The sequence below is a fragment of the Capillimicrobium parvum genome (assembly GCF_021172045.1).
Taxonomy (GTDB): domain Bacteria; phylum Actinomycetota; class Thermoleophilia; order Solirubrobacterales; family Solirubrobacteraceae; genus Capillimicrobium; species Capillimicrobium parvum.
The window spans coordinates 5,939,726-5,953,270 of the sequence record NZ_CP087164.1 but is presented as its reverse complement, the minus strand read 5'-3'; the positions used below and the strand labels follow the sequence as shown (position 1 = coordinate 5,953,270).

The 13,545-nt window shown below is 72.5% G+C and carries 17 protein-coding genes and 1 tRNA gene; 15 read left to right on the top strand and 3 right to left on the bottom strand.

What is annotated here, in order from left to right; all coding sequences use genetic code 11:
• Positions 1 to 216 precede the first annotated feature (216 nt).
• From rpmH to DSM104329_RS28840, 6 genes are read left to right on the top strand one after another with little or no spacing between them, the layout of a single operon-like run.
• Positions 217 to 351 carry a 50S ribosomal protein L34 gene (rpmH, locus tag DSM104329_RS28865; protein WP_259313332.1) on the top strand — a complete coding sequence of 45 codons (135 nt, stop codon included), beginning with the start codon at positions 217 to 219 and terminating at the stop codon, positions 349 to 351.
• Between the two features lie 2 nt (positions 352 to 353).
• Positions 354 to 719 carry a ribonuclease P protein component gene (rnpA, locus tag DSM104329_RS28860; protein WP_259313331.1) on the top strand — a complete coding sequence of 122 codons (366 nt, stop codon included), beginning with the start codon at positions 354 to 356 and terminating at the stop codon, positions 717 to 719.
• Positions 716 to 982 carry a membrane protein insertion efficiency factor YidD gene (gene yidD / locus DSM104329_RS28855; RefSeq protein ID WP_259313330.1) on the top strand — a complete coding sequence of 89 codons (267 nt, stop codon included), beginning with the start codon at positions 716 to 718 and terminating at the stop codon, positions 980 to 982. The genes rnpA and yidD overlap by 4 nt, the downstream gene beginning before the upstream one ends.
• A 3-nt stretch (positions 983 to 985) precedes the next feature.
• Entirely contained in the window at positions 986 to 2,041 is a 1,056-nt protein-coding gene (locus tag DSM104329_RS28850) for a YidC/Oxa1 family membrane protein insertase (protein WP_259313329.1), read from the top strand.
• Positions 2,038 to 2,514 carry a Jag family protein gene (locus DSM104329_RS28845; RefSeq protein WP_259313328.1) on the top strand — a complete coding sequence of 159 codons (477 nt, stop codon included), beginning with the start codon at positions 2,038 to 2,040 and terminating at the stop codon, positions 2,512 to 2,514. The genes DSM104329_RS28850 and DSM104329_RS28845 overlap by 4 nt, the downstream gene beginning before the upstream one ends.
• Before the next feature lie 45 nt (positions 2,515 to 2,559).
• Positions 2,560 to 2,928: a hypothetical protein gene (locus DSM104329_RS28840; RefSeq protein WP_259313327.1), complete on the top strand. Its 369-nt coding sequence runs from the start codon at positions 2,560 to 2,562 to the stop codon at positions 2,926 to 2,928.
• Positions 2,929 to 2,961: 33 nt separating this feature from the next.
• On the opposite strand, the gene DSM104329_RS28835 is transcribed toward DSM104329_RS28840, so the two are convergent.
• Entirely contained in the window at positions 2,962 to 3,345 is a 384-nt protein-coding gene (locus tag DSM104329_RS28835; protein WP_259313326.1) for an ACT domain-containing protein, read from the bottom strand.
• Positions 3,346 to 3,445: 100 nt separating this feature from the next.
• On the opposite strand from DSM104329_RS28835, the gene DSM104329_RS28830 reads away from it, so the two are divergent.
• The 7 genes from DSM104329_RS28830 to DSM104329_RS28800 all read left to right on the top strand — a co-directional run bounded on the left by DSM104329_RS28830 (position 3,446) and on the right by DSM104329_RS28800 (position 9,015).
• Positions 3,446 to 4,144, top strand: a complete 699-nt coding sequence (locus DSM104329_RS28830; RefSeq protein WP_259313325.1) for a 16S rRNA (guanine(527)-N(7))-methyltransferase RsmG — start codon at positions 3,446 to 3,448, stop codon at positions 4,142 to 4,144.
• Positions 4,145 to 4,228: 84 nt separating this feature from the next.
• The gene (locus tag DSM104329_RS28825) at positions 4,229 to 4,987 is read left to right on the top strand and encodes a ParA family protein (RefSeq protein ID WP_259313324.1); all 759 of its coding nucleotides are present in this window, start codon (positions 4,229 to 4,231) and stop codon (positions 4,985 to 4,987) included.
• Complete coding sequence (locus tag DSM104329_RS28820) at positions 4,980 to 5,921, top strand: ParB/RepB/Spo0J family partition protein (RefSeq protein WP_259313323.1); 942 nt, start codon at positions 4,980 to 4,982, stop codon at positions 5,919 to 5,921. Before DSM104329_RS28825 ends, DSM104329_RS28820 begins: the two co-directional genes overlap by 8 nt.
• 35 nt (positions 5,922 to 5,956) lie before the next feature.
• Positions 5,957 to 6,030: transfer RNA gene (locus tag DSM104329_RS28815), tRNA-Ile, on the top strand.
• A 475-nt stretch (positions 6,031 to 6,505) separates the two neighbouring features.
• Entirely contained in the window at positions 6,506 to 7,975 is a 1,470-nt protein-coding gene (locus tag DSM104329_RS28810; RefSeq protein WP_259313322.1) for a S10 family peptidase, read from the top strand.
• A gap of 19 nt (positions 7,976 to 7,994) precedes the next feature.
• Positions 7,995 to 8,450: a nucleoside 2-deoxyribosyltransferase gene (locus DSM104329_RS28805; RefSeq protein ID WP_259313321.1), complete on the top strand. Its 456-nt coding sequence runs from the start codon at positions 7,995 to 7,997 to the stop codon at positions 8,448 to 8,450.
• An 82-nt stretch (positions 8,451 to 8,532) separates the two neighbouring features.
• On the top strand, positions 8,533 to 9,015 hold the full coding sequence (locus DSM104329_RS28800; RefSeq protein WP_259316267.1) for a bifunctional nuclease family protein: 483 nt from the start codon (positions 8,533 to 8,535) through the stop codon (positions 9,013 to 9,015).
• An 89-nt stretch (positions 9,016 to 9,104) separates the two neighbouring features.
• Here DSM104329_RS28800 and DSM104329_RS28795 read toward each other — a convergent pair whose 3' ends face one another.
• Entirely contained in the window at positions 9,105 to 10,046 is a 942-nt protein-coding gene (locus DSM104329_RS28795; protein ID WP_259313320.1) for a D-alanine--D-alanine ligase family protein, read from the bottom strand.
• Positions 10,043 to 11,440 carry an aminotransferase-like domain-containing protein gene (locus DSM104329_RS28790; protein ID WP_259313319.1) on the bottom strand — a complete coding sequence of 466 codons (1,398 nt, stop codon included), beginning with the start codon at positions 11,438 to 11,440 and terminating at the stop codon, positions 10,043 to 10,045. The genes DSM104329_RS28795 and DSM104329_RS28790 overlap by 4 nt, the downstream gene beginning before the upstream one ends.
• A gap of 39 nt (positions 11,441 to 11,479) precedes the next feature.
• Here DSM104329_RS28790 and DSM104329_RS28785 point away from each other — a divergent pair, with 39 nt between their 5' ends.
• Together DSM104329_RS28785 and DSM104329_RS28780 are read left to right on the top strand one after the other, a co-directional pair.
• Positions 11,480 to 12,070 (top strand): DUF4126 domain-containing protein, encoded by a 591-nt coding sequence (locus tag DSM104329_RS28785; protein ID WP_259313318.1) that lies wholly within the window; start codon positions 11,480 to 11,482, stop codon positions 12,068 to 12,070.
• A complete protein-coding gene (locus DSM104329_RS28780; protein ID WP_259313317.1) occupies positions 12,070 to 13,527 on the top strand; it encodes an alkaline phosphatase family protein in 1,458 nt (485 codons plus the stop codon). The genes DSM104329_RS28785 and DSM104329_RS28780 overlap by 1 nt, the downstream gene beginning before the upstream one ends.
• The last annotated feature ends 18 nt before the right edge of the window (positions 13,528 to 13,545 follow it).

Genomic DNA, 13,545 nt, shown 5'->3' with positions numbered 1-13,545 from the left:
GGACAGGGGGCGGCTGCTCCTGGGGTGGAGTCGAGGGTTCCTATGGCGAAAGGGAGCCCGGAGGCTCCGGCTTCGGCGAACCTATCAAGGGTCGTCCGGGGCGGGTCGTGGGGCGCCGACGCAAAGCTCGCAAATGCCGCCGAAAAGGCGCCCACGCGGATGTGGACCGCGTGTGGACGGAAGTGTGGACGAGCGACGCGGTAGACTGCGGCGCCCATGAAGCGCACCTACCAGCCCAAGAAGCGCAAGCGCGCTCGGACGCACGGCTTCCGCGCCCGCATGCAGACGCGTGCCGGCCGGATCGTCCTCAAGCGGCGCCGGGCCAAGGGCCGCAAGCGCCTCACCGTCTGACCGTGTCCGGGCGCGCGAAGCGCGGCCGTCTCACCCGCAGCGCCGATTTCGAGCGGGTCTACCGCCAGGGTCGCTCGCACGGGAACCGGTATCTCGTCGTGTACGCGTTCCCGCGGACCGGCGACGGCGAGGCGCGGCTCGGCGTGTCCGTGTCCCGGAAGGTCGGCGGCGCCGTCGACCGCAACCGCGTGAAGCGGCTGCTGCGCGAGGCGTTCGCCGGGTGCGAGGACGTGCTGCCCGACGGGCAGGACGTGGTCGTGGTGGCGCGCCCGGACGTGCGTGAGCTCGCGGAGCGCGAGGGTCTGGCCGGCGTCCAGGAGGCGCTCGCCGAGTTGGTCGAGAAGGCCGGCGCGGCCGCCCGCACGTGAAGAACGTCCTGCGTTCCGCGGCCATCGCGCCGATCCGCGTCTACCAGCGCTTCGTGTCGCCGCTGCTGCCCCCGCGGTGCCGGTACTACCCGACGTGCTCCGCCTACGCGGTCCAGGCGATTCGCGAGTTCGGCATACTGCGGGGCCTCGTGCTCGCGGGCTGGCGGTTGCTGCGCTGCAATCCCCTGAGCCATGGGGGGTTGGATCCCGTGGAGTCGCAGCGGTTGTTCCCGACGGCCGGCCGGACGCGACACGAGACCTGAGACATGCCGCTCTTCGCCAACATCCTGCAACCACTGATCGACGTCTTCGAGGAGATCCTCAAGGCGATCCACAGCCTCGGGTTCTCCTGGGGGTGGTCGATCGTCGGCATGACGATCGTGGTGCGGGCCGCGCTCGTGCCGCTGGCGATCCGGCAGTACAAGTCGATGCGGTCGATGCAGCGGCTGGCGCCGCAGATCAAGGCGCTGCGCGAGAAGCACGGGTCGGACCGCGAACGTCTCAACCAGGAGACGATGAAGCTCTACCAGGAGCACCGGGTCAACCCGTTCGGCGCGTGCCTGCCGCTGGTGTTCCAGTTGCCGGTCTTCATCTCGCTCTTCTACATGTTGCGCCACGACCTGCGGCTCGACATCTGCCCGACCCTCGCCAACGGCCAGCCGAACCCTCCGAGCAATCCGCAGGCGTGCGGCAACATCCCGGCGGCGGAGTTCCTCGGGATCCCGGACATCACGAGCAAGGCGGTCGGGACCACGCTCGTGATCCTGATCGTGCTCTACGTGGGCACGCAGCTCGTCTCGACGATCGTGATGTCGATGCCGAACATGGACCGCAACCAGCGGTTCCTCATGCTGGGTCTTCCCTTCGTCTTCATCCCGTTCGTGATCGGCTTCCCCGCGGGCCTCCTCGTGTACTGGATCACCACGAACATCTGGACGCTGGTCCAGCAGTTCACGATCCGGGAGACCCTCGGACGAAGATGGGATCGACAACATGAGGCCGCGCTGGAGGCGGCCGGTGGCGATGCGTCGAAGGCGTTCGGTTCGGGCGACAAGGGCCCCGGGTTCTTCGGGTCGATGATGGCCCGGGCCCAGAACGCGACGGACGCGGCGAAGACCGGTGACGCCAACGGCGCGTCGGCGGGCGGAAAGGGTGCGGCGTCGGCGCCGGCCAAGGGCTCGTCGCGACCCGCGGCGGCCAAGGGCAAGTCGGCGGCGACCACGGCGGATGCCGACCAGTCGTCGGCCTCGGCGCCTCGTCCGGCGGCGGCGCCTCCGCGATCGCCGCGCAAGAAGAAGAAGCGGTCCGGGAGGCGACGGTGAGCGTGGACAGCACGGAGGCTCGGGACACGATCCGCGAGCTGCTCGAGACCATCAGCGACGCGCTGGGGCTCGAGGAGGCCGAGGTCGTCGTGCGCGAGGAGGACGACACGATCGTCGGCGCGCTCGAGGGCGGCGACATGGGTCTGTTCATCGGGCGCCATGGCCAGACGATCGACGCGGTGCAGCACTTGGCCCAGCGCATCGTGTTCCGCGGTCGGCCGAGCGAGTTGCGGATCGTCATCGACGCGGCCGGCTACCGCGACCGCCGGGCGACGGCGCTGCGCCGCCAGGCCGACGAGGCGGCCGACGAGGCCCTGCGGTACGGGCGCGAGGTCGCCCTCGACGCCATGGTGGCGAGCGAGCGCAAGCTCGTCCACGAGCACCTGCGTGATCGCGGCGACGTCGAGACGCACAGCGAGGGCGACGAGCCCGACCGGCATCTCGTCGTGTCTCCGGCCGGCGGCCGCGAGTAGCCGTCGGCGTTTCACGTTTGTCTTGACGGTGAAACACTTGGGCGCATGAGCGCCCTCGACCCGTTCGATGAGGGGTTCTTCGTCGGGGTGATCGTCGGCGAGGGGCATTTCGGGGGCGATGGCCGCCAACCCCAGGTCACGCTGCGGATGCACACGCGCCACGAAGCGCTGTTCCGGTGGTTGATGGAGCGCTTCCCGCGGACGAAGCTGTACGGGCCTTACCACCACGGCGGCCGGTCGTACTACCAGTGGATGGCGCGCGGCCGGGCGTTGGTGGAGGACGTCCTTCCGGTCCTGGAGGCGCGGGTGGTGGGTGAACTCGACGGGCACGCCGCGTCGCGTCTGCGGGAGATGACCGAACGGTACGCGGATGTGATCGCGCGCGAGCGGGCTCGGGCGCGGTTGGCGGAGTAACGGTGGGCGCCGCGCGTGTCCTGTGTTTCACCGTCATGACAAACGTGAAACGCCGGCGAGGATGTGCCCCGCATGCTCGAGCGCCCGCCGGGCGTCGTCGAGCCGCGTGTCCGCGACCAGGAGGACGTCGGTGTCATAGGTCGAGATCGCGAAGATCGGAATCCCGGCCTCCGCGAGCGGGGCGGCCAGGGCGGCCAGGATGCCCGTCAGGGAGAAGTCCAGCGGCCCGCGCACCGCGAGTGCAACGTAGCCGCGCTTCGCCGTCACCCCGGCCGGGACGCGCTGCTCAGCGCACACGATCGACAACTCCGGGCCTCGGCGCACCACCCCGGCCAGATCACCGGAGCCGGTCAGCGCCCAGTCGGGAACCGACGCCGAGGCGTCGAGTCGCGCCACGGCGAAGCGGCCGGGGACCACGTCGAGGGTGAGGGTCGGCCCGCCTGGCACGGAGTGAGTGTCTCACCCGTCGCGCGGCCGGTCCGGCCGCTTGCACTGCCGGTGCGCAAGGATGCGGGCGATGCCCGCCCCACCCTGGATGGACCGCCTCCACGCCGTCGCCGATCAGCACGGGCTCGACGCCGCCTCCGTCGCGCGCCTCGCCCGGCTGCTCGAGTTCGTCCGCGACGACCCCACCGCGCCGACGACGGTTCGCGACCCCGCCGTCGCCGTGGATGCGCACATCGCCGACTCGCTCTCCGCGTTGTCGCTCGACGAGGTGCGGGAGGCGCAGACGATCGCCGATCTCGGGGCGGGCGCCGGCTTTCCCGGGATCCCCCTCGCCGTAGCGCTGCCGGCCGCGGCGGTCGTCCTCATCGAGAGCGTCGGGCGCAAGTGCGCGTTCCTGGGGCGGGCGGTGGAGGTGGCCGGGGCCGCCAATGCGCGTGTTGCCTGCGCACGGATCGAGGAGTGGCCCGAGCGCGACCTCGACGTCGTCGCGGTGCGCGCCGTGGCCCCACTCGGTGTTCTCGTGGAGTACGCCGCGCCGGCCCTCCGTCTAGGTGGCCGGCTCGTCGCCTGGAAGGGCCGGCCCGATCCACTTGAGGAGACCGCCGCCGCCGGGGCGGCCCGCGAGGTGGGGATGGAACTCGCTCGCGCCGTCGGCCTGACTCCGCGTCCGGGCGCCGATCACCGCACGCTGTACGTCTACTCGAAGGTGCGGGAGACGCCGGCGAAGTTCCCGCGACGCCCAGGAATGGCCCGCAAGCGGCCACTCTGAGGCTGGGGTCGACGGTTCGTTCGCGAACGAACCGTCCAGGCGAGGACCCGATGGCGACCGAGCCGGCCGGTACCGTGACGCGCGATGGGCAACGTCTACGCGATCGCCAACCAGAAGGGCGGGGTGGGGAAGACCACCACGGCCGTGAACGTGGCCGCCTGCATCGCGGAGGCCGGCTACCCGACGCTGCTCGTCGACATCGACCCGCAGGCGAACGCCACCGTGGGTATCGGCCTGCCGAAGGACCTCGAGCCCAGCATCTATGAGGTGCTCTCGGGTGACGCGCGCGCGGAGGAGGCCATCCGCCCGTCCGACATCCCCGGCCTGGAGGTCCTGCCCGCGAGCCCCAACCTCGCGGGCGCCAACATGGAGCTCCCGCGCCTCGCCGGCTCGGAGACCCGCCTGCGTGACGCGCTGGCCTCCGTACGCGAGCGCTACGCGTTCACGCTGCTCGACTGCCCGCCTTCACTCGGCCCCCTTACCGTCAACGCGCTGGTCGCCGCCGACCGGGTCATCGTGCCGGTGCAGACGGAGTACTTCGCGCTCGAGGGACTCGCCGGCCTGCTCGACACGCTGGCCCTGGTCCAGCGGGAGTTGAACCCGCGCCTGACGGTGGCCGGGATGCTGCTCACGATGCACGACGGCCGCACGCGGCTGGCCCGCGACGTCGAGCGCGAGGTCCGCGAGCACTTCCCCTCGCTCGTCTTCGACACGGTGATCCCGCGCAACGTCCGCATCGGGGAGGCCCCGAGCTTCGGCCTGCCCGTGATCCACCACGACCCGCACTGCGCGGGTGCGGACGCCTACTTCGAACTGGCCAAGGAGGTCGCCGCGCGTGCCTGACGAGCGCGAGATCGCCGCGCACGCCGTGCCTGCTCGCCGCCGATCCGGTGCTGCCCGGGGCATGGGGCGCGGACTGTCCGCGATCCTCTCCGTCTCAGCTCCCGCCGAGCCGGGGGCACCCGTCGACGAGCTGCGCGAGCTGCACGTCGACCTCATCGCGCCGAACCCGCGCCAGCCGCGGCGGCGCTTCGAGGACGAGACGCTGCAGGCGCTCGCCGGCTCGGTGCGGGAGCGGGGCGTGCTCCAGCCGGTGCTCGTCCGCCCGCTGCCCGGCGGCAGCTACGAGCTCGTCGCCGGCGAGCGCCGGTGGCGGGCGGCCAAGCTCGCCGGCCTCGAGACGGTGCCGGCGCTCGTGCGGCCGCGCGAGGACGCCCAGGCGCTCGAGGTCGCGCTCATCGAGAACATGGCCCGCGAGGACCTCAACCCGATCGAGGAGGCGCACGCCTGCGCGGCCCTCGTCGAGGAGCTGGGCCTGACGCGCGAGGAGGTCGGCCGGCGGGTCGGGCGCTCGCGCGTGGCCGTCTCGAACCTCCTGCGCCTTCTCGACCTGCCGGACGAGGCCATCGAGCTCATCGAGGCCGGGCACCTCAGCGAAGGTCATGGCCGGGCGCTCCTGCTCTCCGAGGACCACGCCGACCGCCGCTCGCTGGCGCGCAGCGCCGCCGCCGAGGGCTGGTCGGTGCGCGTCCTCGAGGCCCGGGCCCGCGAGAGCGGTCGCGCCGGTCGCCCGGAAGCTTCCGGCGCCTCGGGCACCGCCGCCCCAAAGGTCCACCCCGACCAGGCCGCCGCGGCCCAGGAGCTCGCCGACGCGCTCAGCACCGCCCTCGGCCACGACGTCCACGTCCGCGCCCACGCCGGCGGCTACCGTGCCGAGTTGCGCCTCGATTCGCTCGACAGCGGGCTCGACCTCGCCGCCCGCCTCCGCGGGTCCTAGAGCCCCGGCGTCCGTCGCTATCATCCCCGGACCCCGGGCGATTAGCTCAGTCGGTTAGAGCGCTTCTCTGATAAGGAAGAGGTCCCAGGTTCGAGTCCTGGATCGCCCACTCGCAGGTGTTGATCCTGCGCGCGGTGTGGTCGGCGGTGCGCCGCACGCCAACGGCGGCTGATCGGCCCTTTCGGCAGCGACCCCGGCGACGCGGCGGCGTTGAAGCTCGCCGTCGACCTCCGTGGCCTCTCGACCATCAGGGTGTTCTCCGAGTCGATAGCGTTCCCGGCGCGTTGCGGGACGGACCCCCTCGATCGCCGGCGAACTGCTTGACGGGATCATGGCCGGCGATGGTGTGCGCCACCCCTGGAGCGGATTCGCGACCGCCGACCCAGCGCCCCGGGGGGCCTCAAGGACGGCTGGCGGATTCCTCGGGCTCTCGCCGAGGTCGGGACACGGCCACCACGAATGGGGCGTCCGGAAGGGATGGACGCGCTGTGCTGGAGTGCGTCCGCTGAGTTGATGCGCGGAGATCACGCTTCGGCGTCCGCCCCCAGAGCCGAGACACGAACGTCGCGACCGGGGCGCCGGCCATGAGGGCCCGGACGGCCATCCTCACAGCGGTCGCGGCCGCGGGACTCGCTCACGTCACGTCGGGCGTGACGCCGCCGTCCGGTGGCGGCGGGACGGCGCCGGCGTTCGGGGCGGCCGGCGGCTCGTCCGCGACGCCCGCCGTGCCGGCCGGCCCGTCGAACCTGGAGGCGGGCTACACCACCGTCGCCCCTGGCGCGCACCTATTCCACGTGCTCGCGCGTTCGCAGCGACCCGGCGCGCCGCTCGTCGTCTACGTCGCCGGCGGTCCGGGGGCGTCCTCGATGACGCCGGTGTTCGTCGGCAACGGGCCGTGGCGGCTGCGCGCGCCCTTCCGGCCGGGCCGAGCCGAGGTGAGCAGGAACCCCTGGTCCTGGACGCGTCTCGCCAATGTCGTGTACCTCGACCAGCCCCGCCACACCGGCTTCTCGACCGGACGAGCGCGCTATCTGACGAGCGTCCGCGCCGCCGGCCGGGACTTCTCGACGTGGCTACGTGCGTTTCGCCGGGACCACCCGCAGTTAGCCCGCCGCAAGCTGATCCTCGCGGGCGAGTCCTTCGCGGGCACCTACATCTCCGAGTTCACCCGCCGCATCCTGGACGGCGACGCGGGCCGCGGCCTGCGGCTCGCCGGGCTGTTCCTCGAGGCACCGTCCCTGGGAGACACCCAGGCCGCGCCCGCCCGCGCCCAGCCCGACTACCTCTGCGCCCGCCGCCTCGTCAGCCCCGCGAACTGCACCGCCGGCACCGCGGGCGGCATCCGCACCCTGCTGCACGCCTGCGCCACCACGATCCCCGGCGCGACCGCCGGGACCGCCACGCTGCGGCAGGTCGAGCACGCCCGCTCCATGGCGTGCCGGCGCTACCGCGCGCAGGTCACGACGCGCCCGAGCCGCACGCGCACCCGGCCGTTCCCCGACACCCGCCGGTTTCCGCCCGAGTTGCGGGCCACCCCGGTCCCCGAGCCGCTCGACATGCGGCTCTTCCCGAGAAGCGGAGAGGTCCGCCGCCACGTCGGCTTCTCGCCCAACCCGTACGACACCCGACGTCCGTGCCGGCCGAGCGGCGGATTTCCGCCGTGGTGCTACCGCGACGGCAAGCTCACGAGGCTCCTGAACGCCCCCGCGACGAAGGCCTGGATCGGCGGCGGCATCCGGCCCGCCCGCCGCTGGCGGTTCGCGGACTTCCGCGTCTCGGTGACGCTGTCGTTCAAGTCCCGGCCGCCGTCCAACCGCAACTACGCCCGGGCCCTCCGGCGCGGCGTCCCGGTCCTCCTCGCCTTCGGCGCCCACGACTGGGACATCAACCCGTTCGCCGCGCGCCATCTCGTCGCGGCGATCGCCGCGGACGCCGGTCCCTCCGCCCGCCGGCTGACCCACGTCGAGCTCCCGGGCGCCGGCCACATGCTCGGCCTCGACCGCCCCCGCTCCACCTATCGGCTCATGGCCCGCTTCCTCGACGGCGCGCGCTGACCGCACTACCGTCCCGCGCGTGCCGTCGCGCCCCCGCTGCTACATCGCCAGCCCGCTCGGCTTCAGCGCCGCGGGCCGTCACTACTACGAGCACGTGTACCTGCCCGCCCTGCGGGAGGTGGTCGAGCCGGTGGACCCGTGGGCGCTCATGCACCCCGACGAGATCGCCGAGGCTCAGCACACCGGCGGGCAGGCCGCGCTCTGGGCGGAGGCCGGCCGCCGGAACATCGAGGCGATCCGCGGCTGTGAGCTGCTCGCCGCCCACCTCGACGGCCAGGAGCTCGACTCCGGCACCGCGTCCGAGGTCGGCTTCGCCGCGGGCATCGGCGTGCGCTGCTTCGGCCTGCGCACCGACCTGCGCCAGAGCGGCGAGCCCGGCATCGCGGTGAATCTCCAGGTCCAGGCGTTCATCGTGCACAGCGGGGGCCGTGTCGTCGGCTCCCTGGAGGAGCTCGTCGCCGCGCTCGCGGGCTGAGCCAGGCCTCCCGGGGCGGGCCTGTGGCAGCGCTATCCTCGAACGAGTCCTCCGGCAACCGAGGAGCCCCGCAGTGCAGGAGATGGTCATCTACGGCGTGAGCTTCGACATGGTCGGCAAGCAGCCGATCGTGCTTTTGAAGGCCGTCGACTCGAACAAGTTCCTGCCGATCTGGATCGGCCACCCGGAGGCTGCCGCGATCCTCATGAAGCTCCAGGGCGCGTCGACCCCGCGGCCCATGACGCACGACCTCCTGTGCGACATGCTCGGCGAGCTCGACGTGAAGTGCACGCAGGTCTCGGTCACCGAGTTGCGCGAGAACACGTTCTTCGCCTCGATCACGCTCACGGTCAACGGCCGCGAGCTGGAGATCGACTCGCGCCCCTCGGATGCGCTCGCCCTCGCCGTACGCTCCGGTGCGCCGATCTTCGCGGCCGAGGAGGTCATCGCGGAGTCGGCGATCGAGTTCGAACACGACGTGGAGGACACCGAGGAGGTCGTCGAGAAGTTCAAGGACTTCCTCGACCAGGTGACCCCCGAGGACTTCGCGGCCGGCGAGCAATAGAGAGATCGCAGGGGGCCCGCCTCCCTACGGCAGGCGCCGGAACCGACCTTGAGCCGCCTGGGCCTTGGTCGGCACCCCTGGGCCCGCGACTACGCCGTCACGCCCTCCAGCGCCAGCTCGACCAGCCGCCCGATCAGGGCGTCGAACCCGACTCCGGCCGCATCCGCGGCCTGCGGCAGCAGCGACGTGTCGGTCAGCCCCGGCACCGAGTTCGCCTCGAGCACGGTCAACTCGCCGCTGGCCGCGTCGCGCATCAGGTCGATCCGCGCGACCCCGCGGCAGCCGAACAGCCGCCACACGTCGAGCGCGAGCTCCTGGGCGCGCGCCGTGTCGGCCGCGCTGAGCTCCGCGGGGCACACGAACGTCGTGCGGCCGATCTCGTAGCGCGCCTCGAAGTCGTAGAAGTCCTCGTCGTTGGGCACCGCCTCGACGACCGGGAGCGCCTCGCCGGCGACGATCGACACCGCCAGGTCGCGCCCCTCGACGTGGCGCTCGAGCACGACCTTGCGGTCGTAGGAGAACGCCGCGATCAGCGCGCTGGGCACCTGGGCCGCGGACGAGGCGAACTTGATGCCCAGCGACGAGCCGCCGCGGGCGGGCTTGACGACGATCGGGAACTCGAGACGGTCCTCGATGGCCGGCAGGGCGTCCGCCGCGCCCAGCTCGCGGAAGGCGGCCTCACTGAACGCGTAGAAGTCCGGCGTCGGCAGGCCGGCGTCGCGCATGAGGTGCTTGGCCAGCACCTTGTCCCAGCAGCGCGCGCACGCCGACGGGCCCGACCCGGTGTAGGGGATCCCCAGCAGCTCCAGCAGCTCCTGCAGCGTGCCGTCCTCGCCCTCCCGGCCGTGCAGCGCGACGAACGCGACGGCGGGCTCGACGACCTTGAGCTCGCGGACGAGGTCGCCCCGCACGTCGATGCCGACGACGTCGTAGCCGAGGCGCTCCAGCGCGTCCTCGACCCGGCCGCCGGAGCGCAGCGAGACCTGGCGCTCCAGCGAGCGCCCGCCCTTGAGCACCGCGACGCGGGTCACTCCGACGAGCCGGCGCGGCGGCCGTCGCCCGCGCGCCGCGGCAGGTGCAGGACGTCGGCCAGCGCCTGATCGGGGCCGCCCGGCGCCGGCCGCTCGTCGGCGACCGGCGAGCTCGGCACGACCGTACCGGTCAGCGTGCCGTACAGCGCGACCTGCTCGTGGACGATCGCGCCGATGCGCCGGACCCCCTCGCGGATGTCCTCGTCGGACACGTAGGAGAAGTTCAGCCGCATCGACGAGCCGCCGCGGCCGTCGAGGTAGGCGCCCCGGCCGGGCACGAACGCGACGTTCTCCTCGAGCGCGCGGGCCAGCAGGTCCGTGGTGTCGATGAAGTCCGGCAGCGTCGCCCACAGGAACAGGCCGCCCTGCGGGTGCGTCCACACCGCCTCCGGGCCGAAGAACTCGGCCAGCGCGTCGAGCATGACGTCTCGGCGGCGGTGGTAGCGCTCCTTGAATGCCGACAGCAGCTGCGGCCACTCGCCGGTGCGGAAGTAGGTCGAGACGAACAGCTGCGACAGCGGCGACGAGCACAGGTCCGCCGCCTGCTTGCCGATGTTCAGCTTGTGGTAGACGGGGCCGGGGGCGACCGCCCAGCCGAGCCGCACGCCCGCCGCGAAGATCTTCGAGAACGTGCCGAGGTAGACGACGAACTGGCCGCCGTCGAGCGAGTACAGCGTCGGCAGCGGGTCGCCCTCGTAGCGCAGCAGCCCGTACGGGTTGTCCTCGAGCACGAGCAGCTCGCGCTCGGCCGCGACCTCGACGAGCCGCTTGCGCCGCGGCAGCGACATGGTCACGCCGGCCGGGTTGTGGAAGGTCGGCACCGTGTAGATGAACTTCGGCCGTCGGTTCTCGCGGGCGAGCTGGTCGAGCACCGCCTCGAGCTCGTCGATGCGCATGCCGTCGCTGTCCATCTCGACCTGCACGACGTCCGCCTCGTAGGCGCCGAAGCAGGGAACGGCGCCCGGGTACGTCGGCGCCTCGGCGATGATCACGTCGCCTGGGTCGATGAGCGTGCGGCAGAAGAGGTCGATGACCTGCTGGCCGCCGGTCGTCACGAGGATGTCCTGCGGGTCGACGCCGATCGTGCCCTCGGCGGCCATGACCTCGATGATCGCCTCCTTGACGTCCTCGAGGCCCTCGGTCGGCCCGTACTGCAGGGCGCGGGCGCTCTGCTCGGCCGCCAGCTGCGACATCACCTTGGCCATCACCTCGGCCGGGAAGACCGTCATGTCGGGCGCTCCGCCGGCGAGCGAGATGATGTCGTCGCGGGCGATCACGGCCATCAGATCGCGCATCGCGGAGCTCTTCATCACCTTCGTGCGGGTGGAGAAGAGGGCCGCGTAGCGCTCGAGATCGCGCGCCGATCGGGAGCCTGTGGGAGGACGTGTGGTCATGAGGCGGGGTGCGCCGGGTAGTTTGACGGTACCGCACAGATGCGTCTCTTCCTTGACATATGCACCGGCCTCGGCCTCTCTGCTTCGGCCGGCATCCGCCCGTTCCTGCCCGCGCTCGTCTCCGGCGTCCTCGCCGGGTTCAACGTCGGCGTCGACTACGAGGGCACCGACTTCGCCTTCCTCGAGAAGGCCTGGTTCCTCGGGCTCATGCTCGCGCTCATGGCCGTCGCGCTCGTCGCGATGCGGCGCCTCGGCGCCGCCGCCGTGGAGTCCGGCCCGCTGGGCGCCGCGCTGAGCGGCATCGCGATCGCCGTCGGCGGCCTGCTGTTCGCGGGCGTCCTCGCTGACCACGGCTACGCGTGGTGGCCGGGCCTGCTCGCCGGCATCGCGGTCGCCGCGTTCGCCCAGCTCGCCGTGCGCAGCCTGTTCACCCGGGTGCGCGCGCGCCTCGACCGCCATGCCCAGGACTCGCTCGTCGTCTTCGCGGACGGCACGTCGGCGGTGGGATCCGCGCTGGCGATCCTCGTGCCGCCCGTCTCGATCGTGCTCGTCGGCTTCCTCGCGTGGCTGCTCGCCGGCGGCCGGCGCCGGGCCGGCGAGAAGTACGCCGGCCTGCGCATCCTGAGGTAGTGGGCAAGAAGCTCGTCCTCGCGGTCATCGACGGATGCAAGCCGTCGATGCTCGAGCGCGCGATCGCGACCGGCCGCGCCCCCGCGATGAAGGCCATCATCGAGCGCGGCGCCTACGTCGACGACCTCGTCGCCGCCTTCCCATCGGTCACGCCGGTCTGCGCCGCCTCGATCGCGACCGGCTGCGGGCCCGACCGCCACCACATCCCCTCGATGAACTGGTACTCGCGGGCCGAGTCGCGCTACATCGAATACGGCTCGAGCTTCAGCGCGTCGCGGCGCTTCGGCATCACCCGCCAGCTCGTCGACACCGTCTACAACATGAACGGCCATCACCTGTCGCCCGACGTGCGCACGGTCTTCGAGCAGCTCGACGACGCGGACCTCCGGACGGCCGGCACGACGTACCTCATGTACCGCGGCCGCCATCGCCACGAGGTCGCGCGCGACACCGTGCTCGCCCGCGCGGCGCGGACGCTGTTTCGCCACTCGGTGCTCGGCCCGCGCGAGCTGTTCTACGCGGACGTCTTCGCCAGCCGCCGCACGCCGTGCCGCTCCCAGCTCGGCCTGCCGGGCGTGCGCGACAAGCACTCGGGGTGCGTCGGCGAGTACCTCGTCCGCGAGGACCTCTTCGACTTCCTGCTGCTGTCGCTGCCCGACAACGACACGTACTCGCACAAGCACGGCCCGCACGCCCAGGTCGAGTCGATCGCCGAGGCGGACCGCCAGATCATGCGGCTGTTCGAGGCGGGCGGCGGGACCGACGCGTTCCTCGACGACCACGCGATGATCGTCTGCGCCGACCACTCGCACACCGGGGTCGAATCGGTCATCCGCCTGCACGACGCCTTCGCGGACTTCGCGATCCTCGCCCCGGCCGGCGACAACGCGGCCGACGCCGAGGTCGCGGTCTGCCCGGCCCAGCGCTCGGCGATGGTCTACGCGCTCGTGCAGGAGGGACGCGGCGCGCTGCTGCCCCGGCTCGTGCGCGCGGCGCGCGGCGTCGAGGGCGTCGACCTCGTGATGTGGCGCACCTCGAGCGGCGAGGGGGCGATCGCGTCGGGCGAGCGCGAGCTGCGCTTCGCCCCGGGCAGCGACGTCGCCGACCGTCGCGGTGAGCGCTGGAGCGTCGACGGCGAGCTCGGCGTGCTCGGGGCGCGCATCGAAGACGGGCGCCTGCTCGCGCCCGCCTACCCCGACGCGCTCTCCCGGGTGTGGTCGGCGCTCACGACGCCCACCGCCGGGGACGTCCTGCTCAGCGCCGCGCCCGCGTACGAGTTCGCCGACTGGGGCGGCGTCGCGCACGTCGGCGGCGGCAGCCACGGCTCTCTGCACGCGTCCGACTCCCTCGGCGTGCTCGCGTGGTGCGGCACGGGGCCCGACCGCCGCGACGCGCGCGAGGAGTGGTCGCTGCGCGACATCACGCCGATGGTCACCTCGCACTTCGGACTGTCCTGACTGCAGCCTCTACGCTGG